At 48.4% G+C, this 23,242-nt stretch carries 20 protein-coding genes; 9 read left to right on the top strand and 11 right to left on the bottom strand.

Features of this window, described 5'->3' with window-relative positions; genetic code table 11:
- Positions 1-18: 18 nt before the first annotated feature.
- A complete protein-coding gene (locus tag FHS17_RS14875) occupies positions 19-945 on the top strand; it encodes an AEC family transporter (RefSeq protein WP_167279192.1) in 927 nt (308 codons plus the stop codon).
- Positions 946-963: 18 nt separating this feature from the next.
- On the opposite strand, the gene FHS17_RS14870 is transcribed toward FHS17_RS14875, so the two are convergent.
- From FHS17_RS14870 to pruA, 3 genes are all read right to left on the bottom strand, one after another.
- Complete coding sequence (locus FHS17_RS14870; protein ID WP_167279191.1) at positions 964-2,652, bottom strand: glycerol-3-phosphate dehydrogenase/oxidase; 1,689 nt, start codon at positions 2,650-2,652, stop codon at positions 964-966.
- 108 nt (positions 2,653-2,760) lie between these two features.
- Positions 2,761-4,257, bottom strand: coding sequence for a glycerol kinase GlpK (gene glpK / locus FHS17_RS14865; RefSeq protein WP_167279190.1), 1,497 nt, complete (start codon positions 4,255-4,257; stop codon positions 2,761-2,763).
- Positions 4,258-4,362: 105 nt separating this feature from the next.
- Complete coding sequence (gene pruA / locus FHS17_RS14860) at positions 4,363-5,910, bottom strand: L-glutamate gamma-semialdehyde dehydrogenase (protein ID WP_167279189.1); 1,548 nt, start codon at positions 5,908-5,910, stop codon at positions 4,363-4,365.
- 89 nt (positions 5,911-5,999) lie between these two features.
- On the opposite strand from pruA, the gene FHS17_RS14855 reads away from it, so the two are divergent.
- On the top strand, positions 6,000-6,914 hold the full coding sequence (locus tag FHS17_RS14855; protein ID WP_167279188.1) for a proline dehydrogenase family protein: 915 nt from the start codon (positions 6,000-6,002) through the stop codon (positions 6,912-6,914).
- Between the two features lie 158 nt (positions 6,915-7,072).
- Here the strand turns inward: FHS17_RS14855 and FHS17_RS14850 are convergent, their stop codons facing one another.
- A complete protein-coding gene (locus tag FHS17_RS14850) occupies positions 7,073-8,182 on the bottom strand; it encodes a M24 family metallopeptidase (RefSeq protein ID WP_167279187.1) in 1,110 nt (369 codons plus the stop codon).
- A gap of 488 nt (positions 8,183-8,670) precedes the next feature.
- Here FHS17_RS14850 and FHS17_RS14845 point away from each other — a divergent pair, with 488 nt between their 5' ends.
- The 3 genes from FHS17_RS14845 (at position 8,671) to FHS17_RS14835 (ending at position 10,838) form a co-directional block, all read left to right on the top strand.
- On the top strand, positions 8,671-9,903 hold the full coding sequence (locus tag FHS17_RS14845) for an aminopeptidase (protein ID WP_167279186.1): 1,233 nt from the start codon (positions 8,671-8,673) through the stop codon (positions 9,901-9,903).
- A gap of 521 nt (positions 9,904-10,424) precedes the next feature.
- On the top strand, positions 10,425-10,604 hold the full coding sequence (locus FHS17_RS14840; protein ID WP_167279185.1) for a hypothetical protein: 180 nt from the start codon (positions 10,425-10,427) through the stop codon (positions 10,602-10,604).
- 57 nt (positions 10,605-10,661) lie between these two features.
- Positions 10,662-10,838, top strand: coding sequence for a hypothetical protein (locus tag FHS17_RS14835; protein ID WP_167279184.1), 177 nt, complete (start codon positions 10,662-10,664; stop codon positions 10,836-10,838).
- A gap of 67 nt (positions 10,839-10,905) precedes the next feature.
- Here FHS17_RS14835 and wsfD read toward each other — a convergent pair whose 3' ends face one another.
- Positions 10,906-12,324 carry a glycan biosynthesis hexose transferase WsfD gene (wsfD, locus tag FHS17_RS14830; protein WP_167279183.1) on the bottom strand — a complete coding sequence of 473 codons (1,419 nt, stop codon included), beginning with the start codon at positions 12,322-12,324 and terminating at the stop codon, positions 10,906-10,908.
- A gap of 184 nt (positions 12,325-12,508) precedes the next feature.
- A complete protein-coding gene (locus FHS17_RS14825) occupies positions 12,509-13,018 on the bottom strand; it encodes a DinB family protein (RefSeq protein WP_167279182.1) in 510 nt (169 codons plus the stop codon).
- A 191-nt stretch (positions 13,019-13,209) separates the two neighbouring features.
- Between FHS17_RS14825 and FHS17_RS14820 the strand changes: the two genes are divergently transcribed.
- The 4 genes from FHS17_RS14820 (at position 13,210) to FHS17_RS14805 (ending at position 15,759) form a co-directional block, all read left to right on the top strand.
- Positions 13,210-13,884, top strand: coding sequence for a PspA/IM30 family protein (locus FHS17_RS14820; protein WP_167279181.1), 675 nt, complete (start codon positions 13,210-13,212; stop codon positions 13,882-13,884).
- Positions 13,885-14,001: 117 nt separating this feature from the next.
- Entirely contained in the window at positions 14,002-14,403 is a 402-nt protein-coding gene (locus FHS17_RS14815; protein WP_167279180.1) for a DUF350 domain-containing protein, read from the top strand.
- A 30-nt stretch (positions 14,404-14,433) separates the two neighbouring features.
- Complete coding sequence (locus FHS17_RS14810) at positions 14,434-14,940, top strand: DUF4178 domain-containing protein (protein WP_167279179.1); 507 nt, start codon at positions 14,434-14,436, stop codon at positions 14,938-14,940.
- An 84-nt stretch (positions 14,941-15,024) separates the two neighbouring features.
- Entirely contained in the window at positions 15,025-15,759 is a 735-nt protein-coding gene (locus tag FHS17_RS14805) for a DUF4247 domain-containing protein (protein WP_167279514.1), read from the top strand.
- A gap of 378 nt (positions 15,760-16,137) precedes the next feature.
- On the opposite strand, the gene FHS17_RS14800 is transcribed toward FHS17_RS14805, so the two are convergent.
- The 5 genes from FHS17_RS14800 to FHS17_RS14780 form a co-directional block, all read right to left on the bottom strand.
- Entirely contained in the window at positions 16,138-17,838 is a 1,701-nt protein-coding gene (locus FHS17_RS14800) for an extracellular solute-binding protein (protein ID WP_167279178.1), read from the bottom strand.
- A 66-nt stretch (positions 17,839-17,904) separates the two neighbouring features.
- Positions 17,905-18,819 carry a carbohydrate ABC transporter permease gene (locus FHS17_RS14795; RefSeq protein ID WP_167279177.1) on the bottom strand — a complete coding sequence of 305 codons (915 nt, stop codon included), beginning with the start codon at positions 18,817-18,819 and terminating at the stop codon, positions 17,905-17,907.
- A 70-nt stretch (positions 18,820-18,889) separates the two neighbouring features.
- On the bottom strand, positions 18,890-19,849 hold the full coding sequence (locus FHS17_RS14790) for an ABC transporter permease (protein ID WP_167279176.1): 960 nt from the start codon (positions 19,847-19,849) through the stop codon (positions 18,890-18,892).
- Between the two features lie 1,081 nt (positions 19,850-20,930).
- Positions 20,931-22,226, bottom strand: coding sequence for a UDP-glucose dehydrogenase family protein (locus tag FHS17_RS14785; RefSeq protein WP_167279175.1), 1,296 nt, complete (start codon positions 22,224-22,226; stop codon positions 20,931-20,933).
- A complete protein-coding gene (locus FHS17_RS14780; protein WP_167279174.1) occupies positions 22,223-23,215 on the bottom strand; it encodes a sugar phosphate nucleotidyltransferase in 993 nt (330 codons plus the stop codon). Before FHS17_RS14780 ends, FHS17_RS14785 begins: the two co-directional genes overlap by 4 nt.
- Between the last annotated feature and the right edge of the window lie 27 nt (positions 23,216-23,242).

Genomic DNA, 23,242 nt, shown 5'->3' with positions numbered 1-23,242 from the left:
GTCAAAGGAGATGAACTCATGATTATACTGCATACATTCCTGTACATTATCGTTCCAATCCTTATCCCGCTCGCGATCGGTGCGCTGCTTCACCGTAAGTTCAAGTTCGAGCTTGGCGGCTTTTCCAAAATGCTTATGTATTACTACATCCCTGCACTTGCCTTTGTAAAAGTGTATGAAGCCGAGCTTACCGCTTCTCTGATTGCTACCATATTCGTATTCCTCGCCGCGCAATTTGTAGTTATCGTGCTGATCGGCCAAGGTGTCAGCCGGATCCTTCGCCATCCGAGGCCGTTTGCCGCCAGCTTCTCTAACAGTATCGCCTTAACAAATAACGGGAACATTGGGATTCCCGTCAATGCAATGGCGTTCAAGCATGATCCGTTCGCGATGTCGATCCAGATGATGGTCGTTACCTTTGAGCTGTTCGCCACCTTTACCTTTGGTCTAGTTAATGCCAGCAGAGCAGCAAGCGGCCTTAAGAAGTCCCTGCTGCAGTTTGTTAAAACGCCCGTGCTCTATGCCATTATAGCCGGCTCTCTCCTGCGCCTTGCCCATATTGAGATGCCAGAACCACTTCTGACACCTTTAACGACTATTGCCGACGGAATGCTCAGCTTCGCTTTACTCACAATCGGTGCACAAATGGCTTCTACGATGCTGTCGCTCCACACGATTACCGTCATATGGAGCAGCCTCCTTCGTCTCATAGCAGCCCCAGCCATCGCATGGTTGCTGCTTGAACTCATGCATGTGCATGGTATAACCGCACAGGCACTCTTTATTGCAAGTGCGATACCAACTTCACGGAACAGCGCCGCACTTGCGCTGGAGTACAATTGCGAGCCAGGTTTTGCCGCTCAAACGGTGCTGTTCTCCACCCTGCTCAGCAGTGTAACATTAACAATCATTATTCAACTGTCGGGGACTCTTTTCCCAATATAGGATAGGAGCTGCTTCACTCTACTCTTCAGGGGTAACCGCCATTCGCAGCTCCCGTTCCAGCTCATCCGCATAGGCGACGCTTACTCCATCTGACCAGCCGAATAGCTCCGCCATATAGCGGTGAACGCTGTCCTTGCAGCGCAGCACACGGCTGCGGTCGAACAGGAGACTGCCACTCCGGCGGATCCAGAAATCAACAGGCCTGCAAGTCATCTCATAACGAATCGCATAGAGAAGCTCCAGCAGAAGTGTCACCGGCAGCCTTCTGCGGATCGCTTCTTCCTGCGCTTCCGGCATAAGACGAAGAACGGTATCCATATTCGAGCCAAAACGCCGCACAAACCGCTCCGCATCTGGCTTAGCCAGCCCGGCAGCGACGGCGGCGGCTGTTTTGTCCGCCACATACGCCTCATAACCAGCTGACCCGCCAACATCGCCGCCCGAGATTGGCAGCGTCATCGTTTTGCTCTTGCCAATGCCTTCCCGCCCTGCCTTAGCGAACTGCTCTGCGGCCTGATTCAAAACTGTTTCGGCCATTTTCCGATAGCCGGTCAACTTGCCGCCTGCCATGGACAGCAAGCCCGACGGTGACACCAACACCTCATCCTTCCGCGAAATCTCCGAAGGACTTTTCCCCTCCTGATGAATAAGAGGACGTACACCCGCCCAGCTTGATTCAACATCTTCCGCCTTCAGCTTCAGTGATGGAAACATGTCATTAGCCGCATTCAGGATGTACTGCCGATCCTTGGTTGTCATACGTGGATGGGCAAGATCAAGCCGGTAATCGGTATCGGTCGTGCCAATATAGGTCTTCCCGTCGCGAGGAATCGCAAACAGCATCCTGCCGTCGTCGGAGTCGAAATAGATCGCTTGCTCCAGAGGGAAGCGCTTCTGATCAAACACCAGATGAACACCTTTTGTATGATGAAGGGTTTTCCCTTTCTTGGAGTCGTCCTTCTCCCGAATGGTGTCTACCCAAGGGCCCGCAGCATTAATGGTGACAAGAGCTTTCACCTGGCCGATCTTGCCCGTTAATTGATCTCGAAGCTCTGCACCTGCAACCCGCCCATTCTCATAAAGAAGCGAATTAGCTTTCACATAAGAGATGGCATGTACTCCAAGCTCCACGGCTTTTTTCAACACTTCGATCGTCAGTCGTGCATCATCCGTCCGATACTCGACATAATAGCCGCTGCCCTTCAGCCCCTGCTGCTTCAAAAGCGGCTCACGGCGAGTGGTCTCGCTCACACTAAGCATCTTCCGCCTCTCGCCGCGTTTGACGCCAGCAAGGAAATCATAGAGACGTAATCCTATTGAAGTGCTGAATGTTCCAAATGTTCCGCCCTTGTAGATCGGGAGCAGCATCCATTCCGGCGTAGTCACATGTGGCCCGTTCTCGTACACAATGGCGCGCTCTTTACCAACCTCAGCTACAACGCCAAATTCCTTCTGCTTCAAGTATCTAAGTCCGCCATGCACCAGCTTCGTGGAACGGCTGGACGTACCCGCAGCAAAATCCTGCATCTCCACAAGCGCAGCCTTCAGCCCACGTGTCGCTGCATCAAGTGCAATTCCCGCTCCTGTAATGCCACCACCGATAATAAGCAGATCATACTCCTGGGCCAGAAGCTTATTAAACTGCTCATCTCTTTTTAATGCGTTAAAATTGTCTGCGCCGCCCTGTTGCCCGTTCCCGCTTGCCATCCTCCAACCGCCCCTATCGCTTATACTAGCCAAAAAAGAAAACCGCGAACATTCTTCATTATGCTATTACGCATCATGAAGAACTGCCACGGTTCCCCTTCTATCTTCTTATCGAAAAGCTAATGCTGCCTGCACGGCTTTCTGCCAGCCTGCATATAACTCGGTTACTCGCTCTGGCGCCATTACCGGCTCAAATACGCTTTCAAGCTGCCTCTGCTCTAGTATTTCCTCACGGCCCTGCCAGTAGCCTACCGCCAGCCCCGCCAAATAAGCGGCCCCAAGCGCCGTTGTCTCGCTGACTACCGGTCTTTCGACTGGCACTTCAAGCAGATCACTCTGGAACTGCATAAGCAGATTGTTGCGAATGGCACCGCCATCCACACAAAGTGCCTGCAGCGGAATTCCCGCCGACTGTTCCATTGCGTCCAGCACATCCTTTGTCTGGTAAGCAATCGACTCCAGAGTCGCCCGGACAAAATGCTCACGCCGCGTCCCGCGCGTCATACCAAACGCTGCACCGCGTACTTCGCTATCCCAATAAGGCGTGCCTAGCCCCACAAAGGCCGGTACAACATAGACGCCTTCGGTCGAGTCGACCGACGCGGCTAGCCTTTCGCTTTCTTCTGACGTTTCAATCATTTCCATTCCGTCGCGAAGCCACTGTACGGCCGAACCCGCCACAAAAACACTGCCTTCAAGTGCATATTCAACCTGCCCATTAATGCCCCAAGCAATTGTCGTCAGCAGCCCATGCTCCGAGCGAATCGGCTCAGCACCGGTGTTCATCAGCATGAAGCAGCCGGTTCCGTATGTGTTTTTTGCTTCACCTTTCTCAAAACAGCCATGCCCGAACAAAGCCGCCTGCTGATCACCCGCAGCGCCTGCAATCACGATCGAGCCGCCGAACAAAGCAGCATCCGTTGTTCCATAGACCTCCGAATTTGAGCGAACCTCTGGCAGCATCGCAGCCGGAATGTCGAGCCATTCCAATAGCTCTTCATCCCATTTCAGCTCGTGGATATTATATAGCAGCGTTCGCGAAGCATTCGAATAATCCGTCACATGAACAGCCCCGCCGGTCAGTTTCCAGATCAGCCAGCTGTCCACGGTACCAAACAACAGCTCGCCAGCCTCAGCTTTGTCGCGTGCTCCCTTAACCTCATCGAGCATCCACTTCACCTTTGTACCGGAGAAATATGGATCAATCAGCAGTCCTGTTTTCGACCGTATTGCTAATTCATGACCGGATTCCTTCAGCGCTTCACAAATGCCCGACGTCTGGCGCGACTGCCAGACCACTGCATTATAGATCGGATTGCCCGTTGCTTTCTCCCAAATGATGGACGTCTCCCGCTGATTCGATATACCAATCGCGGCGATCCGATCCGCTGTCAGCCCCTCCGTCGCAAGCAGCTCGCGGATGACCTGAAGCGACGTTTCCCACAGCTGCTCGGCATCCTGTTCGACCCAGCCCGGATGAGGGAAGGTACAATCTACGGCCGTTTGAGCAACAGCACGTGGAACCCCCTCTTTATCGAACAAAATCGCACGTGTGCTTGTCGTTCCTTGGTCAAGCGCGATAATATACGTTTCCTGCTGCGTCATTGTCATCGATCCCCTTTTTACTATCCTGCAGTCCCAAGTATTACAAACTATTGTATTCTATTCGAGGCGCTGAGCCAAACTCCCTTTGAGAGCGTTCACATTTCGTTAATATCTTTCCGATACAATCTTCGCCTGCGTGAAGAGAAGCAGATAATCCCGTCCACCCGCCTTGGAGTCGGTACCAGACATATTAAACCCTCCAAACGGATGAGCGCCCACCAGCGCCCCGGTACATTTGCGGTTCAAATACAAATTCCCTGCCATAAAATCCCGCCGTGCCAGCTCCAAATGCGCCCGGTTATTCGAGATAACCGCACCGGTTAAGCCAAACTCAGTATTATTGGCGATCTGGAGGGCATCCTCGAACGACTCTGCTTTTGTAAAAGCCAGCACCGGACCAAAGATTTCCTCCTGCGAGATTCGAGCATCCGCCGCCACATCCGCAAAGATCGTTGGTTCGATGAAATAGCCTACTGAATCATCAGAGGCACCGCCAACTACAAGCTGTCCTTCCCCTTTGCCTATCTCGATATATTCCTGGATTTTACGGAAGGCTTTGTCATCAATAACCGCTCCTACATTTGTTGAAACCGCAGCAGGATCTCCGACAGTAAGCTGCTGTGTCCGATCGATCACCTTGGCAAGCACTTCGTCGTACACTGCTTCATGGACGATCGCCCTTGAGCAGGCCGAACATTTTTGCCCGGAAAAGCCAAATGCCGCAGCGACGATGGAGTCTGCTGCCAGATCAAGATTCGCATCATTATCCACGATAATGGCATCTTTCCCGCCCATCTCGGCGATTACACGCTTGATCCATTTTTGCCCCGGCTGTGTCTTCGCTGCCCGCTCATTAATCCGTAATCCAACCTCACGAGAGCCGGTAAAACTGATGAATCGCGTGAGCGGATGGTCAACAAGATAATCACCAACTTCACTGCCTGGACCCGGCAAATAATTGACGACACCTGCGGGGACACCAGCTTCTTCAAGGAGCTCGACGAACTGCGCAGCAATAACCATAGTTGGGCTGGCTGGCTTCAAGACAACCGTGTTGCCACATACGAGAGCGGCAGTAGTCATGCCCGCCATAATGGCTAACGGGAAATTCCACGGCGGAATGACAATACCGACGCCAAGCGGAATATAATAGAGTTGATTCTCCTCTTCATCAAGAGGGGTTAGCGGCTGCGGCTTACTAATACGCTGCATTTCTCGTGCATAAAATTCCATAAAATCAATCGCTTCCGCCGTATCAGCATCGGCCTCTGCGCGTGTTTTGCCCGCTTCAACCGTCATCCACGCGGAAAATTCATGCTTCCTCCGCCGCAGCAGCGCCGCTGCTCTATATAAATAACGAGCGCGCTCATCTGGAGCTGTATGCTTCCAGCTGTCAAAAGTACGTGCCGCCGTCTGAATGGCTTCCTCCGCAAGGCTTGCGTTTGCTTGCGATACGTTGCCGATGATTTGATTTTTTGATGCTGGATTCGTTGATGTAGCGATACGCGTTGTTGTTACCCGGTCACCGCCGATAATCAGCGGATAATCCCTGCCCAGCTTCGTTCCCACCAGTGCCAACGCCGCATCGTACGCCTTATTATTCGATTCAAGCTGAAAGTTTGTGAATGGCTCGTTCTTAAATGTTGCCCTCATACCCGCATCCCCCTTCGATACATGCTCACTAATTCATTTATAGTTCATCCGGCAAGATGATATGTCTTATCTGGAAGGAGTGATAGACAATGGGTGCTGGCCTTTATCGCCGAACATTGCTGACGATTTCAAACAATAAGCTTGTGGAGCATTTGTCCATCCGCTACGGACGTAAGCTTGCTTCCAAATTTATTGCCGGTGACACGTTAGAGGAAGCAATGGATCGAACGGAAGAACTGAACGGGCAGGGCATTATGGTAACGCTTGATCATCTTGGCGAAGGGATTAAGGATCTCAGCGAGGCTGCGGGCTATCGGGAAGAGTATCTGAAGATCATTCGGGAGATTGCCAAGCGGAAAGTGAATGCGAACGTGTCGCTGAAGCCAACTCAATTTGGCCTGGCGCTGGACCCGGAGCAGTGCTATGCCAATATTCGGGCGGTAGTATCGGAAGCCAAGTACAGCCGGATTTTTGTCCGTCTCGATATGGAGGATACCCCTTATACGCAAGCCACCATTGACATCATCCGGAAGCTCCATGAAGGCTGGCTGATGAATGCCGGGACGGTCATTCAAGCTTATTTGTTCCGATCAGAAGAGGACGTCAAGGCACTTAGCAAGGAGAAGGTAAATCTGAGGCTGGTAAAAGGGGCTTATAAAGAGCCTGCTGAAGTAGCTTATCAGAATGCGGGTCAGGTGCTCGATAACTTCAAAAAGCTCATTGAGCTGCGGCTGAAGAACGGCATCTATACAGCAGTCGCTTCTCACGACGACAAGATCATCAACTGGACCAAAGATTATGCCGCGAAAAACAATATTCAAAAGGACACCTTCGAATTCCAAATGCTATACGGGCTTCGAATGAGCAAACAAGCCGAGCTTGCGCAGGAAGGCTACCGCGTCCGCTGCTACGTCCCTTACGGTGCCATGTGGTACCCGTATTACACTCGTCGACTGGCAGAGAAACCGGCGAATTTGATGATGGTTTTGAAAAATATGTTTTGATAACCGCAAAGGGCAAGGTCTACACGAAATCGTGTAGACTTTGCCCTTTGTCGGTGGGTGCGCGGTCGGTTGGTGCGGGGTCGGTTGGTGCGGGGTCGGTGGGTGCGGGGTCGGTGGTGCGCGGTCGGTGGGTGCGCGGTTAGAATTCCAGACAGCTGCTAGTTACCCAGTAAAACAAGCTCTTTTGGATAGCTGGTCAACACTCGCACGGAACCATCCGCTTGAATGTACACATCATCCTCAATTCGAACGCCGCCGATGACCGGATCATAGATACCTGGCTCAATCGTAAACAGCAGTCCTGGTTCAATCAAAGACTGATTAAGCCCGGACACAGATGGCTGCTCATGTACATCCATACCAAAGCCGTGGCCAAGGCGATGTGTGAAGAGTGGTCCGAAGCCTTGCTTCTCGATAACAGCACGAGCAGCTTTATCAACAGTTGCCAGCGTTACGCCAGCTTTTGCCGCAGCAATCCCGGCCATATTAGCTGCTAGCACCGTATCATAGATCACACGCTGCTCTTTTGAAGCTTCGCCCATCACAAACGTTCTTGTAATGTCCGAGCAATAGCCGCCTGTCTGCACGCCGATATCGATCAGCACGAAGTCGCCATGTTTAATCGTGTCATAACCCGGTGTACCATGCGGTAGCGCAGATCTCGCACCAGTCAGTACGATTGATTCGAAAGCTGGACGATCTGCACCAAGCTTACGCATTTGATACTCAATCTCCGCTGTCAGCTCCAGCTCGGTCATACCGAGTTTGACATGGGAAGCTGCATGGGCAACGACTTTTTCAACCATGACGACTGCGTCCAAAACCTTGCTGATCTCTTCTTCGCTTTTGTTCATACGCAGCGACAAGATGAAGCTTTCCAAATCTGCGAAGCGCGCTCCGCCCAAAGCTTCGCCAAGCCGTTCGGCTTTTGCGATTGAAACGGCTTCTTTTTCAATTCCTACTACAGATACACCTGCTCCGGTCTGCTGCTTCAGCACGTCATAAGCGTTCTCCGTATCGGAGATCGGTACTAGCTTCGCATCACCGCCAAATGGCTCCGCCGCGGAAAGATCAAGCAGCGGCATATACAGCGTTTCTTCACCCGTACGTGCATCCAAAGCCAGCGCTAAGAAACGCTCATGCGGATTGCAATAAAAGCCCGTAAAATAGTATACATTCGTCGAAGACGTAATAAAGGCGATATCTATGCCGTTCTCTCTCAAATAAGCAGCCAGCTGCCCTTTTCTTTGTTGCCAAATGGATTCCATAATCGATCACTCCGTTTCTTAACTTGAAGCCAACTTGCTACTTAGCTATTATAACGCCGTACCGTGCAAGTAACCAAACGATAACAAGCCAACATACCCTCGCTCATTTCCTTCTGTCTCACCAGCCTGTTTCAAATACACTTGAGCAGCAGAAAACCTCACTATTAGTGATGCTTTCCGCTGTATCACCACGCTAAGACCAGCTCATCCCACCAATTAGTGATTCTCTCTTATTCACACGTTAACCCTCACTAACTATGAGGCTAGCCTCACTGTTACTCTATAATGACCCCTTATGGGACGCCAGTCGGCGATTTCCCTCACTATTTAGTGAGGCAGCCTCATTATCACTCCAATGCAGCACCTGCACGATTGCCAATTCCCTTCCGCCTCTAGCATTTTTGAAATTACCCAAAAATAAGTTCATACTATAGCTATAGGGTCCACAGGAAACTATACATATTTATAACGAGAGAGGAATGAAGCCCATGCTGACTTTTGAGCAAAAATTAAACAACTATGCGGACATCATCGTAAAAATCGGAGCGAACATACAACAAGGGCAATCGGTTATGGTTAATGCGACAATTGAAGCGCCTGAGCTCGTTCGACTCGTTGTCAAGAAGGCGTACGAAGCTGGCGCTTATCAAGTGAAGGTGTTCTGGCAAGATGACGTGGTATCCCGTCTTCATTATGATCTTGCCCCACTCGAATCCTTCCTAGAAGAGCCTAAATGGTCTGCCGGGGAAAAAACCGAGATGGCGGAAAAAGGAGCAGCCTCCATTACCATCGGATCTGCCGATCCCGATCTGCTCCGCGGCGTACCACAGGAACGTATCCGCACGGCTGACCGCACGGCACGTACAGCAAGCGAGAAATACCGTCAAATGGCACAAGCCTTCAAATTCACTTGGTCTCTAGCTACTGCACCGTCTGCCGCTTGGGCAGCTAAAGTATTCCCGGATCTACCTGAGGAAGAGCAAGTTGCAAAGCTGTGGGATACGATTTTCCAAATGGTACGTGCCGATCAGCCTGATCCAATCGCAGCTTGGGAAGCCCATATTAAGCAGCTCAAAATCAAAGCCAAATACTTAAACGATAAGGCTTATAAATATCTTCACTATCAAGCACCAGGCACTGATCTCACACTTGAAATGCCGAAGGATCAAGTATGGCTTGGCGGCAGCAAGCAAAATGAACAAAGCACTTGGTTCGTTCCAAACCTGCCTACGGAAGAAGTCTATTCGGCTCCGCTACGCACTGGCGTTAACGGGACGATCTCCAGCACGAAGCCGCTCAGCTACAACGGCAACATCATCGATAACTTCTCGTTCACCTTCGAGAATGGCCGTGTTGTAAACGTAACAGCAGAGCAAGGCGAGGAAGCACTCAAAGGCCTGATTGAAACCGATGAAAACGCCAAGTTCCTCGGTGAAGTCGCACTTGTGCCTCACAAATCTCCAATCTCGGACTCGAACATTTTGTTCTATAAAACCATCTTCGACGAAAATGCTTCCTGCCATCTGGCGGTCGGCAGCGCTTATGCCTCCTGCATCAAAGGCGGCGCCGGCTTGTCGCGTGAAGAGCTGCTCGAAAGAGGCCTCAACCAAAGTATGGCTCACACCGACTTCATGGTTGGCTCCGCCGAGCTCAACCTCTACGGCGTCACCGAAGACGGCACCCGTGAACCAATCCTGTTGAATGGCAACTGGGCGTTTTAATCGACGGGGGTTAATCGACTGTGATCCTGCAAAGAAAGTATCTCCTTCCAGTTGCTGTTGAAATCGCGGGGGTTAATCGATCGTGATCTCATAGAGAAATATCTCCTTCCAGTTGCTGTTGAAATCGTGATAATTTGATTGGAATGGTTTTGGTTTTATCACGATTTCAAAGGCAAGCGTTACACTCTTCCAGGAGATATTTTCTCTTTGGATCCTATCGATTAATTTATAAAAAATATAGGGTGGAACAGGTCATTACTTCCTGTTCCACCCTTTTTGTTTCCCCACCAATTGATATGGTATTGAAGAAATAGTATCTCCTGGAGGAGCGCAGCGCTTGCCTTTGTTATCTTGATATTACCGGCTAGAGATATCATTCAAAATATCAAGATAACAACAGCAACCGGAAGGAGATACTTTTCTTCATAACCCATCATCAATACCCTATCAATACGCCGATACGGAATCTCTCAATAGAACATAGATTATAGAGGATGCTGCTGTCAGGAGGAGGAATGTCCTTGAATCATCAAAATGTGAAAACCTATCGGTACCGTATTGGCGCTAATAACTACATCGTCATTAATATTTATCAAAGCGCCTCAGCAACTGCCGAAGCTGGCAATGTGCTCGCAAGCAACGCCGTTAATGTGCAAATTATGAAGCAACTCATGAAGCAAAAGAAACACAAACGCAAATGATTCTACCAGCCTCTTTAATGATCAATTAAGGCCATCCATGGCGAGGAGGTGATTCAAATGGGTCGTAAAAGAACAAAATCCGCTGATAAAAACGTTGTCAAATGGAGCTCAGGCACAACTAACGTACGTGTTGGTCAATCCGCTAAAGCAATAATCAACCAAGGTGGCAATGCGTTTGCCATCAATGCTTCCGAGATTGGTGTTGTCCGTATTCGTCCAGGTGCGCAACGCTAATCATCTGTAACAACAACAGGGCTGTTCAAATGGAGTCTCCTCCGTTTGGACAGCCCTGCTGTTTGTCTCAGCTTTTTCGAGATAATAGCTTCGACATTCTCCACACCACGTACAACAAGCCCGTCACCGCCATCATATCGAAGCAGACGTTAAACAGGAACAAATGCTTTCCCATATCCGCCTCTCCGTCGCCAAGCACCGGGACCGCAAAACCAAACATTCCAACCAAAGCCAAAACGAGCAGGGTTTCTAAAAAAAGCTTCTGCCGTACCAAGCGCCTCCGCCTTACATATTCCATACCCAGAATCACTAGATAAACAGCAGCAAATACCGCCATAAAACCTAGATTATTCGGCATATGCTTAAGCTTGTAAGCACTCCAGCCACTATAGGTGTAGCTCACTTCACCATAAGGCTTGCCCGCAGACTTCTCGTAGCTGCCCAAGTATAGCGGCCGGATACTCATTCCGTTCTCTGAGGCTCGCTTCAGCTTTTGCACGAATCTTGAAGGATGCTTCGTATAATACAAGAGAACGTCTTTGTGACTAATGCTGCTTAGCGCCTCCAGGATACGAGGATCATTTTGCTTTATGATGGTATCTGGCTGAAAAAAGTTCGTCCCTGCGTTCACCTTAAATTCCTCCGGCAAACCAAGCTCCTTCAAATCTGCTGCTGGATCAGGAGAATCCTTCAATATGCCGAAGAACACGGTCTGATACAGGTTAATATGCTTGAGCTCGCTTGGCGCGGCGGCATACATCGTCACTGTGGTTAGCAGTAAAATCGTAGACCAGGCCACTATCGCTCTGCGCCATGCTTGATCGGCCCGAAGCTTCCAGAAACGCAGACCAAGCAAGAGAAGCAGAATGCCAATTGGTGCATTTTGCAGCTTGGTGCCAATAAGGCAGACAGCCGATAGGAAGAAAGCCGTCTGCATCCAAATCGAAGGCTTGTCCACGCGTGTTAAGGCTAGCGCAAACCCAAAAGTAAGCAGCATAAAAATCAGAGTAACTGCTTCTCCGAAGAAAGAGTTGAAATAAGCGATGTAGCCGATATCCAGAAAAATCAGCGACATACTGAATATAAGTGCTGTATTAAACAGAACTGAGCGCTCTTTGTTGTATTTAACCAGCACATATAAAGCCGTGATATAGAGGAGAGAATAAAGGAACGCCAGAATCCGAATGTCGAACTGCTCCGCATTCATCAGCCTGCCGATCATCCCCGCTGCGAACACAACAACAATCTGCGAGGAGATATAACTGCCCACGGAGAATGGCCCATAATGATACGCCGCATGAAAATACCCAAAGTATTTATCGTGATAGGACTCACCAGTATCTGCGAAGTCTATTCCACCCGCAAGCATGATACGGTAAAAGTCGCCGTTATTCGCAATGCCAATTGGGCTTAGGAATAATAGTGGCAATAAGACAACAACTGCGGCGATCACAACCAGCCATTCCAACCGAATCCAAGATTTCAAATGAACCTCCGACAAATCTCTACCTTTTTTGCATATATCAACCTGACTTACGGCCTAGGACTTTATGTGGACAGTCTTTGTTGTGGATATGTGAGCAATTTTTGCAAAAGCTTATTTTTATTGGGGAATCAGCTATGTTGATAATGTGGATAACTCTGTGGATATCTTTTCCTTGAGGTGTATGCTAGTTATATTGTCCGTATAGAAAAAATATATAATCCGTTGCTACGCCTGGATGTCCCTGTTGTCTTAGTATTGCCGTCACATTACCCCGATGATACGTCCCATGATTCACAACATGTTGAATAAGGCCAGATATTGGCGCTGACATGGATCCATAACGTGGATGCGTAATCGTTGTAAGCTTGTCCAGGTCGTCGGTACCTGTCATATAATCGCGGAAACGGTCTGCCAGATTGGCGTAACGCTCTTCCATTTCCGAGACCCCAATACCTTTTACCTCTTCCGTAAGCCGGTTAACCAATAGCATGACTTGATCTGTACTCTCTCCCGAAATAACACCAAGCCACATCTCTTCTCTTACATATAAATGCTCCAGCACAGCCGAGATGGATGGGAATACACTTTGAACCTCTGCATGGTATACTTCCTGTGGCAGCTGCTTCAAGTGCCCGAACAACTTATTGTTTGCCCAAATATGATAGTCGTACTGATTGCTTATTTCATGACTCATTCTGCTCATCTCCCTTAATTATGAATGTTGGACTTCCTTTAATTTTACCAAACTTTTCTAATTTAGTTCAATCATTCACTGGCACCACTTTTTCCCGAGCTATCGAAATGAAACTATTTCAGGCGTATAATCGTATGTAGGTGTTATAAGATCAAATATTGAAAATTGAAAAATGCGGGAGGATGTCCAAAATGTCTGTATTCAAACGACTGCGTGACCTTACTTTATCGAATGTGTATGCTCTGATTGAGAAAGCTGAAGATCCGATCAAACTGACTGACCAATATATCCGTGACATGCAAGAAGACCTCGAAGATGCGGAGAAAGCGGTAGCCGCTCAAATCGCCCTCGAGAAGAAATTCAAACAACTGTATGAAGAGCAAGCTCAACTTGTGGAAAAACGCGGTGAGCAAGCGCATATCGCAGCACAAGCTCAGAACATTGACCTTGCCCGCCGTGCTTTGGAAGAGAAGAAAGCAGCAGAAGCAAAAGCTGCAGAGTACAAAACAAGCTTCGATAACAACAAAGCAATGGCTGACAACCTTCGTGGGAAGCTCGACGAAATGCGTAAACAGCTGACAGATATGAAGAACAAACGTGAGACGCTTGTTGCCCGCTACCAGGCGGCGAAAGCGCAAGAGCATATCAACAAATCGCTCGCAGGCTTCAGCTCCGATTCGGCAAGTGCAGGCCTGAAGCGTATGGAAGAAAAAATGCTTCAAGCGGAAGCTCGCGCAGAAGCAAGCAACGAGATGGCACAATCCAAAGGCAAATCGCTGGATGATGAGTTCGCCGCTCTTGGCAAAGACAAAGCGGTTGAAGATGAGCTTGCTGCTCTGCTTAAGCAATACGAGAAGAAGGAATAGCTCATAACCGTATTGAATAAAATGGACTGACGTATCATGTCCGCCGGCGCTAGTGCTTTTCCGGCAGCGCCGGCGGATTTTGCAGTTCTACTACTTTTTATTGGGGGAAAAATTGTAATGACTTGGACGGATCTGTTGCAAATTCCGGTATGGACCGGCGCTGGGGCGCTTCTGCTGTTTATCCTCATGTATTTAGACTCGCTGTCCACGAAATACCATGATTTTAAGGAAATGAAAGATGGTAATATTGCAGTAACGATTCGTTTTGTGATGAAGCTAGGCGCGCAGGCGTATATTTTAGCCTCGTCGATCGGACAGGCGACTTACATGTGGGAAGCCCTTGTGATCTCGCTTGTATCGTTCATTACGCTGCTCATTGTTGAAGCTATTTTCCGTATTATCTTTGGCGCAGTCGCTGGTATCCAGCTGGATAAAGGCATTCATGATGGCAAGATCGGCTTCGCGCTTATCGCGGGTTCCCTTCATATTGCAGGCGCCCTGATCATTGGATCGGTATAACAGAACGAACGTACGAAGGAGTAAACCTTAATGAGTATTTTCAAACGGATTAAAAATATTATAGCCAAGCCCGAACCAGTCAAAGTGGAGAAAAGCATTCTGTCACTCGCACCAGGCGATGTCTGTGAAGTCTCGCTTGTGACTTACCAGGTGACAGGCAGCAGCCGGAACCGCAGTCGTAACGCTGTAGTTCTTACGCTGCAGGATGGGACAGACATTCGTTATCTGTCGATAGAAGAACGTGAGCGTACCGTATACGCCCTGTATGAGCAGATTGACGGACGTCTCGACACCTTTGATGAGGTGCCAACAACACTTGAGCTGGACGATCGGGCTTATCACATGGAAGAGAACTTCTCGGGCGTTATTGCAGCAAACGGCAAGACGCCGTTTATGCAAGGCGGCGAGCAGTACGTGTGGCAGTATCAATCCGACGATATGAAGCTGCTCCGTGTGGAATGGCTCGATGGGCGCTTCATGCTTTATGTTGGTGAATCGGTGCTCCCTGCTGATGTCCGTGTCATTCGGGGCGCATAGCTTACGAAGCATAGAGCTTTGCTTACGAAGTAAGAATTACCACAAATACCATGTGGAAATTCTTTTTAGGAGGAAAGAAGCATGATGAGCAAGAAATGGTGGCTTCATAGCATCAAAATCCTATTATTAATCAGCTTCATCGTTCCAATGCTAGCTGCCTGCGCCATCTCTGACACCGTAAAGGAGCAGTATCCGCTTGAATCGGTGAACGGCTCAGGCAATCAGACGTCTTACGTCTACCGTGCAGCGGATCAGACCGTTCCAGAGGTCGCGAAGCAGCTTGTTGATAAGAAAAAGCCGGAGCAGCAATCCGCGGAAAGTACCGAGCGGATGTTCCTCGTCTACAACGACGAAGTCATCCAGATCCAGCAGGCTCCGGATGATCCAGCCGATACGTTGATTGAGATCGACTCCAAGGAATATGTACGCAATAACTACAGTAGCAGCTTCCTGCAAGGTTATTTGCTCGCCAGCGTACTTAATGATTTGTTTGATCATGGCCGGTATGGAAAAGGCACTTATCGCGGTTATTCGTCGAAAGACACTTATAAACCAAAAACGACCTATCATGCGCCAACCGCTCAGGATTTGAAAAAAGCACCTCCAGTGACCGTCAATCGGACCGGAACGATCTTCAAGCGTTCGAAGAACGCGGATTCTTCTGCAGTTGGTTCCGGCAGCGGTTCAAGCGGCTCAACCGGCAAGGTCGTTACCGGAGGCTCCTCTTCTTCGAAGAAGTCGGGCTCCGTGTTCACCAAGCCGAAGAAGTCGACGCCGAAGATCCGCAAAGGCTCCGGCCGCATATCGCGACGGCGATGACGCTATAAGGTTTAAAGCCAAAGCCAACCAGAAACCTGGTTGGCTTTTTTTGTTGGGCTAGGCCAACGTGAATAGGTGGCTCCGCTCACCTAAACCAGCTACTTCCCACCGTTTTCTGCCACTTTGCCCTTGCTTAATGATGTGCGACATCGTTAAGCTCATCTTGATCAGGTGCTTCTAATCGGTTCCCACCGTTTCCTGCCATACTCCGTACAAGCTCCGGCACTCCGAAGACGGCATTCCCGTCTTCTTCGCGGAAACACGGCTTGGCCCCCGAGGGTTTGTCTTTGCCTGTGCAATGACACAAAAGAAACCGCCCGAGCTTTACATCTATCGGGCGGTTTCTTTATTATAAGTTACGATAATGTCAGCCTGCTTTTAGTAACCAATGTCATCCCGTTCTGCCGCTTTTTGAGCGACAAACTCGGTCATTTCTTCCACCCCAGCATCCTTGAATTTGTTCTGGGCATTATGAAGGATTTTCAAAGCTTCTTCATCCGATTTCGCGAAGTAGGCTTTCTGTAATTCCGTATTGAAATCGAAGCCGTTTATTTTATCACGATATTGCTGATATTTCGGCCATTCTCTTTCAAGATAGCTGGCGCTTACTTTATCAATAATTTTAATTGGCATTTTTACCGAGAAGCTTTCCTCCAGCTTATCCCATTGCGTTTTTTGATCGTCCGTTTTTGGCCATGTCACAGTATCAGAGAATGCGCCAATGAATCTTCCCGGAAGGAAGTTAAGTCCTTCGTCGCGCTTCAAGTCCGGATTCTCGTCAAACTGTTTCTTCACGTCCGGAATCCATTGCGGCTTTCCGTCCACCAACGTATAATCCTTGCCTTCAATACCCCAGTACGCGAGCAGACGGCCTTCTTCGCTGTTTACAAAATCAAGATAACGCAGTGCCGCATCCGGGTCTTTGATCTTCGCGCTCAAGAAGATAGCTGGGAATCCGGAACGTCCAGGTTTCTCAACCTGCGTCGCGATTTCGCCTTTTTTATTCTTCATTGGACCAAGCAGCTCGTATTGCATTTCCGGATTGGTTTTATACAGCGTTTTTTGCAGATCGAGGAGCAGAGGTTGGGCTCCAAATACAGCCAGCTTACCGGTAGTCAGCTTCTCTTTGGCTGTCGTGTCGGTGTTGCTGAACGCTTCAAGATCAAATAATCCGTCCTTGATCAACTTGCGCATATACAACATTTTGTCTTCTTCGTCTTTGGATAAAGCCCAGAAGTTCAGCTTGCCGTCTTCCTCACGGAAGTCCGAAATATTGTAATCCGTCCAGCCCTTCGTGAATTGGCTGGAATCCCAACCGTTGTGCATCGTGCCGGCAGGGATAACCGGCTTGCCGCTGATATCTTTGAAATTGCCGTTTTTGATCTTCTCCAGCAAGTCGTACAGCTCTTCCTGCGTATCAATATCCGCCGCATTTACATTCAGTGCCTTCAAAATATCTCCGCGGGCAAAAAGGCCATAATTCCAGTTATGAATGCTTTCGATTGAACCGTCAGGCGTTTCCGTTGGAATAATATATTGCTTGCCTTCCAGATCGGGACTGTTCATGTCAAACTCGGCAAAGTCCTTGGCAATACCAGTTGTGACCAGTCTCTTAACATTCGGATATTTATCGAGATAAGGCGTTAAGTCAAGAAGCTGACCTTCCAGCGCGGCTTTTTTAATAACTTGTCCTTCACCGCCGGTTGTCGACCAGTACGGAGCGTTTACGATATCCGGAACCGTGCCGGAAGCGAAGATTGTATTCAGTTTCTCGACCTCACTTGTCGTGATCGATTCCATCTTGAGCGTTACGCCCGTCTTCTCTCTTATCGCTTTGGCTACCGGATTGTTCACTTGGTCCTGCGGGAAGCTTGCTCCACCACCATTCCAGGCACTCAGAAAGGTTAACGTTACCTGCTTGGGTGCATCTGCTTCTTTTTGCCCCGTGTTCGATGTGTTCCCCGTGGTCGCATTAGGTTCATTGTTTCCTCCATTACCGCTGCACGCCGTCATTGACAACGCAAGTACCGGGATCGCAACCGCTAGGCTAAGAGAACCTTTCAATCTGGTCATACGCATTTGACTAGCCCCTTTCGTTTTTTAATTTATATATAAAAGGCAGTGTGCCTTTTATATTCTTCGCGACTACTCCTTGAGCGAACCTACCAGTACACCCTTTACAAAGAACCTTTGAAGGAATGGGTACACGCAGAGGATCGGAGTGGTAATGATGATGACAAAAGTCATTCGGAGTGCTTCCGGCGTTACGCCCCGCAGCTCCATTTGGGATTGACTCATGTTTTGGATAGTCGAACCACTGCCTGAACCCGTCATCGACTGGAAGGACGCTTCGCTGATCATTTTGTTCAGGAACGTCGCTGCAGGCTGAAGGTTTTCTTTCTGGATGAAGAACTGCCCGGTAAACCAGTCGTTCCACACGCCAACCCCTACAAACAAAGCTATGGTAGCCAACACCGGCATGGATAGCGGGAGAATGATTCGTGCAAATACCTGCAGTTCGCTTGCCCCGTCGATTCGGGCCGACTCTGACAAGCTAGGAGGGATCCCGTCAAAGAACGTCTTCATGACAATTGCGTTAAAGAAGTCATACAGTACAGGCAAGACTAGCACCCAATACGTATCGATAATATGAATTTGCCGGTACAAAATGAAGGTTGGAATCAAACCGCCGCTGAACAAGGTCGTAAAGAAGAAGAAAAAGACGATATACTTCCTTCCGGGTAGACCTTTCCGCGAAAGACCATAAGCGAGCAAAGAAGTCAGTATGACGGAAGATAGGGTAACGATTAAAGTCCGTGAAATGGAAATCGTAAAGGCATTTAAGATCTGCGGATTATTAAATGCCTTGGAGTAGTTCTCAAGTGTAAAAACTCTAGGGTAGAAGTAAATGCCGCCTTTCATGGCGTCATAGCCATCATTGAACGAAAGCGCTAAAAAATAAATAAAGGGGTACAGTGCCGTCAGGCAAAATATGAGCAGCACGGTATAATTCAAGCTCGAATAAATTTTATCGGCTGTCGACAATTTTCTCATGCCCATTCCCGCACCTCCTGAAATGAATTGTGAAGCAATTCATACTTCGAAAGCATAGTCTTAAAATTGTCATTCCTCACCATAAAGACACGTCGCTTACCTTCTTGGCTACCTTGTTAACCGTTATAATGAGGACCAGCGAGATCGCCGATTTGAACAAGCCGATCGCCGTGGAATAAGCAAATTGTCCTTGCTGGATACCTGTTTTAAGCACGTAGGTGTCCAATATCTCAGAGACGCTTAATGTAGCAGGCGTCTGCATTAGCCATATTTGGTCAAATCCAGCATTCAGAATGCCGCTTAAGGAGAAGATCAGCAGAATACCGATCGTAGGTACCAAGGTTGGCAGCGTGATTTTGAACAGCTTGCTCCAACGGCCCGCCCCGTCCATTTCTGCGGCTTCATACAAGTGTGGATCAATGTTGGTTAGTGCGGCCAAATAAATGATTGATCCCCAGCCGATGCCCTTCCAGATGTCAGAGGAAATGACGAGAGGATAAAATAAGTTTGGCATGCCCATAAAAAAGATCGAATCCAGGCCCATTTTTTCACGGATGTCATTAACAAGTCCCACGTTGGGAGAAAGAATCTTTTGCATCAGGGTTACGACAACGACCCATGATACAAAGTGGGGCAGATAAGAAATCGTTTGGAAGATCCGCTTTATTTTGCTGCGCATCACAGCATTAAGCATTAAAGCAAGGACTAATGGCGCCGGAAATCCGAATAACAGCTTAAGTCCGCTGATGGACAGCGTATTTTTGAGGACAGTATAAAAACTAGAATCATTCAAAAACTGCTTGAAGTACCGCAGTCCTTCCCATGGACTTCCCATTATTCCGAGGTTGTACTTAAAATCTTTAAATGCAATCAAAATGCCATACATCGGATAATAGCTGAACACCAGATACCAGATAACAGCTGGCAGCATAAATAGATAGGCAGCCCTGAAGCTCCAAACCCTCGACCAAGTCGTGTTCTTTTTTGGCTTTACGGCCTCGACTCTTGCCTCAACCCTTGCTTCATTCACAATCATTTTCCATCCACCTCCTAATAGGTTTAAGGCTAATGTGCATCCCATACGCAGCTCTTGCTCTTCATGTGGTTTTAGCTTCTTTCCCCCATTCCAAGAAAGCGGTTTCATCTTCTGATATAAATATAATATATTCAATATGTTATTTCAATACTTATTATGGACGATTTTAGGGATTTTTGGGTGAAAGAGCTTAATTTTCTAACATACTCTCACATCCACCCTCCTTTTGTGCCAAGTTCAATTCAAATAAACCTATAAAACATATTTAATATATTTGTCGTATTATGTTAGAAAATGAAGAAAATAATTTGCACATCCGCCTATATAACTTGGACTAAAGTACCATAACCAGCATCTTACACCTGATGTTCATCCACCTTCTCATCAGCTTCCTGACGCGATTACTCTTACTTCCCTTGTATTTATGTCGGATCGGATTCCATCCTAATGGTCCCGCGATCTGAAGGAGAAGCAGTGGCAGCTGGCGTCATCGAGATGCTTATTGATGTGATCATCGAGCAAAGGAAAGCTTCTTTTTTAAAACGCTGAGTTCGGCGAAAATTGATCATGATCGGTGTTTTTGTTCCGTGGAGCAATTGTATTTTTCCTCTGTTTGCATCCAATTTAATCGGTATAAATTTAGACTTATCTTTGGATTTCTCCGTTTTCCGCCCCAACTTAACGTTTAAGGCACCCAGACATATGTACTGCTGTAGAGGAAACTAATGTAAATTCTAAAGAGGAGTGATACTTGAATGAACAGAAGCGAAAAATCGGAGTGGTCGAAACCGAGAGGCTTATGAGTTATCATATAACTCTATTCTTAAACTAGCCTCGTCAAAAAGGAATTAAGGCTCTCGATATAATAACTAAGAATGGAAAAACAGACGATAGGAGCTGCCGAGGCAACTCCTTTTACAGCTTCACAAAACTATAGCTGGATAAACTGCTGTCGCGCATCAGATTGTCCTGCTTTTTAGTTTTTATCTCAAAAACATGTTGTTGCCCGCCTGTCACATCCTTTATATTTCGCACCTAAATTAATAGATACAGTTATTCTTTTTGTCCGAGCGAATGATTCTTAATGATCGCTGCCGATACCTTGATAATAATACCCGATCCCGCGCATCCGCTTAGCATCCAACATATTACGCCCGTCAAAGAAGTTGGGTTGCCCGAGAAGTCTCTTCGCTTTCTTCCAATCCAACTGGCCGAACTCGGGCCATTCCGTGCATAGTATAATCGCTTCCGAGCCTCGCAATGCTTCTTCGGCTGAGGAACAGACCTTCACTGCCCTGTAGGAAGCGTGCCCCGGTAAAGCCGCAATCGGATCGAACAACTGAACGTTGGCCTGTTCGAGCAGCAATTGATCGATAATCCTTATAGCCGGCGCTTCCCGAATATCGTCCGTATCTGGTTTGAACGCAAGTCCCAGTACCGTAATGTTCTTGCCCGCAAAGCCCCCCAGCCGCAACCGCACCTTGTCAAGCAAATAGGTGTACTGCGTGCGATTGACCTCTATGACTCCCTCCAGGATACGAAGATTTACATGATGCTTTCTTGAAGTCATAACCAATTCCGAGACATCTTTAGGAAAACAGGAACCTCCATACCCTAAGCCGGCTTGTAGAAAGCTTGACCCGATCCGGGGATCAAGGCCCATCCCTTCAGAAATCTCTTTTACGTTGACCTCCAGCTCGTCGCAGAGCTTTGCCAGCTCGTTCATATACGATATTTTCGTTGCCAGAAACGAATTGGAAGCATACTTGATAAGCTCTGCGGTCCTCGGCTTGGTTATGATCCAAGGGCATACAAAAGAGCTATATAGCCTTTGAAGCTGCTCGGTTGCCCGCTGACTATCAGTGCCGATCACGATACGGTCGGGCCGCAATGCGTCTTCGACGGCCTTGCCTTCCCTCAGAAATTCGGGATTGGAAGCGACATCGAATGGAATAGCATCTTGCTGCGCTGCTGCTATCCACTTTTTTATTTGCTCTTGCGTTCCGACGGGAACAGTGCTTTTCGTGACGATAAGTTTATAGCCTTTCATAGAACGTCCGATATCCTTGGCCGCTTGCCCAATGTAGCGCAGGTCCGCGCTTCCATCCGGCAGCGATGGCGTTCCGACGCAGAGGAATATAACGTCGTGTTCTTTAATGGCGGTTTCCTTATCCGTCGTAAACTGCAGTCGGCTGTTTTTCACATGCTTGGCAATCAAATCTTCGAGGCCAGGTTCGTGAAAATGCAGGCGTCCCTGTCTCAGCCGTTGGATTTTTCCTGCATCGATATCAAGTCCGGTTACTTGCCAGCCGATCTCGGCAAAAACCATTGCGGTCGTGGCCCCTACATAGCCCGTACCGATAATCAAAATTTTCAAGGCTCTTTCACCTCTTTATCAATTAGTGCCCCGGCGACAATGGAATGTTCGCCGATAATAACATTTTTAATAGGGAATGGGATGTCTTTCATATGAACCCCATTCAAAATGACGCTGTTCTCGATTTCACAGTTCTCCAGCTTGGAGCCCGCGCCCACCGAAACGTAAGGACCGATCCGGCAATCCTTCAGCACGCTGTCTTTCTCGATCGATACCGGCTCTACGATTGTGCAGCGCTCCAGCCGGACAGAGTCGTGAACCCGTTTCTTTAATGCCTTTGCGTCCAGCATTTTTTGATTGGCCAGCAGCCATCGATCCATCGTGCCGACGTCGATGTTCAATTGGTCGGTAACATGATAAGCGACGGCTTGCTGCTGGTCGATCAACCACTGAATCGCATCCGTTATTTCATACTCGCCACGCTTAGAGGGCGTAATTTCGTCGACCGCGTCGAAGATCTCTTTCGTAAACGCGTAACCCCCTAATACCGCCAAATTAGACTTCGGATGAACAGGCTTCTCTTCCAGACCTATGATGCGCGAATCTTGGATCTCCGCGATACCGTAATCCTGTGGGACCGCAACTTCCGCGAGCAGCAAGGATGCCTGTACACCCCCAAGCTCGACGTCGCTCTTCAGATCGGATAACGGAGCGGAAATCAAATTATCCCCCAGAAGAAGCAGGAACGCATCGCCTGATATATAGTCTTTCGCTTGTTTTAGCGCATTCGCGATTCCCTTGGCCTCATGCTGATAGATGTACGTAATCGAGATGCCAAGCGCTTCTCCCTCGCCGAATTGCCCGCGAATGTCGGCTTCTTGGGATGGATGAATGACTATGCCGATATGAACTATTCCAAGCTCCATTAATTTCACGATTGATAATTGCAACAAGGGCGTATTTGCGACAGGTATAAGCGTCTTTGGCCGATTATTGGTAAACGGATATAAGCGACTTCCTTTCCCTGCACAGAGAATTAATCCTTTCAACAGCTTCTCACCTCTTTCTATCAATAT

This window comes from Paenibacillus lupini (assembly GCF_011761355.1).
GTDB classification, from domain to species: domain Bacteria; phylum Bacillota; class Bacilli; order Paenibacillales; family Paenibacillaceae; genus Pristimantibacillus; species Pristimantibacillus lupini.
Note: the sequence above shows the minus strand (reverse complement) of the source record. Positions and strands in the feature narration are given on the sequence as shown.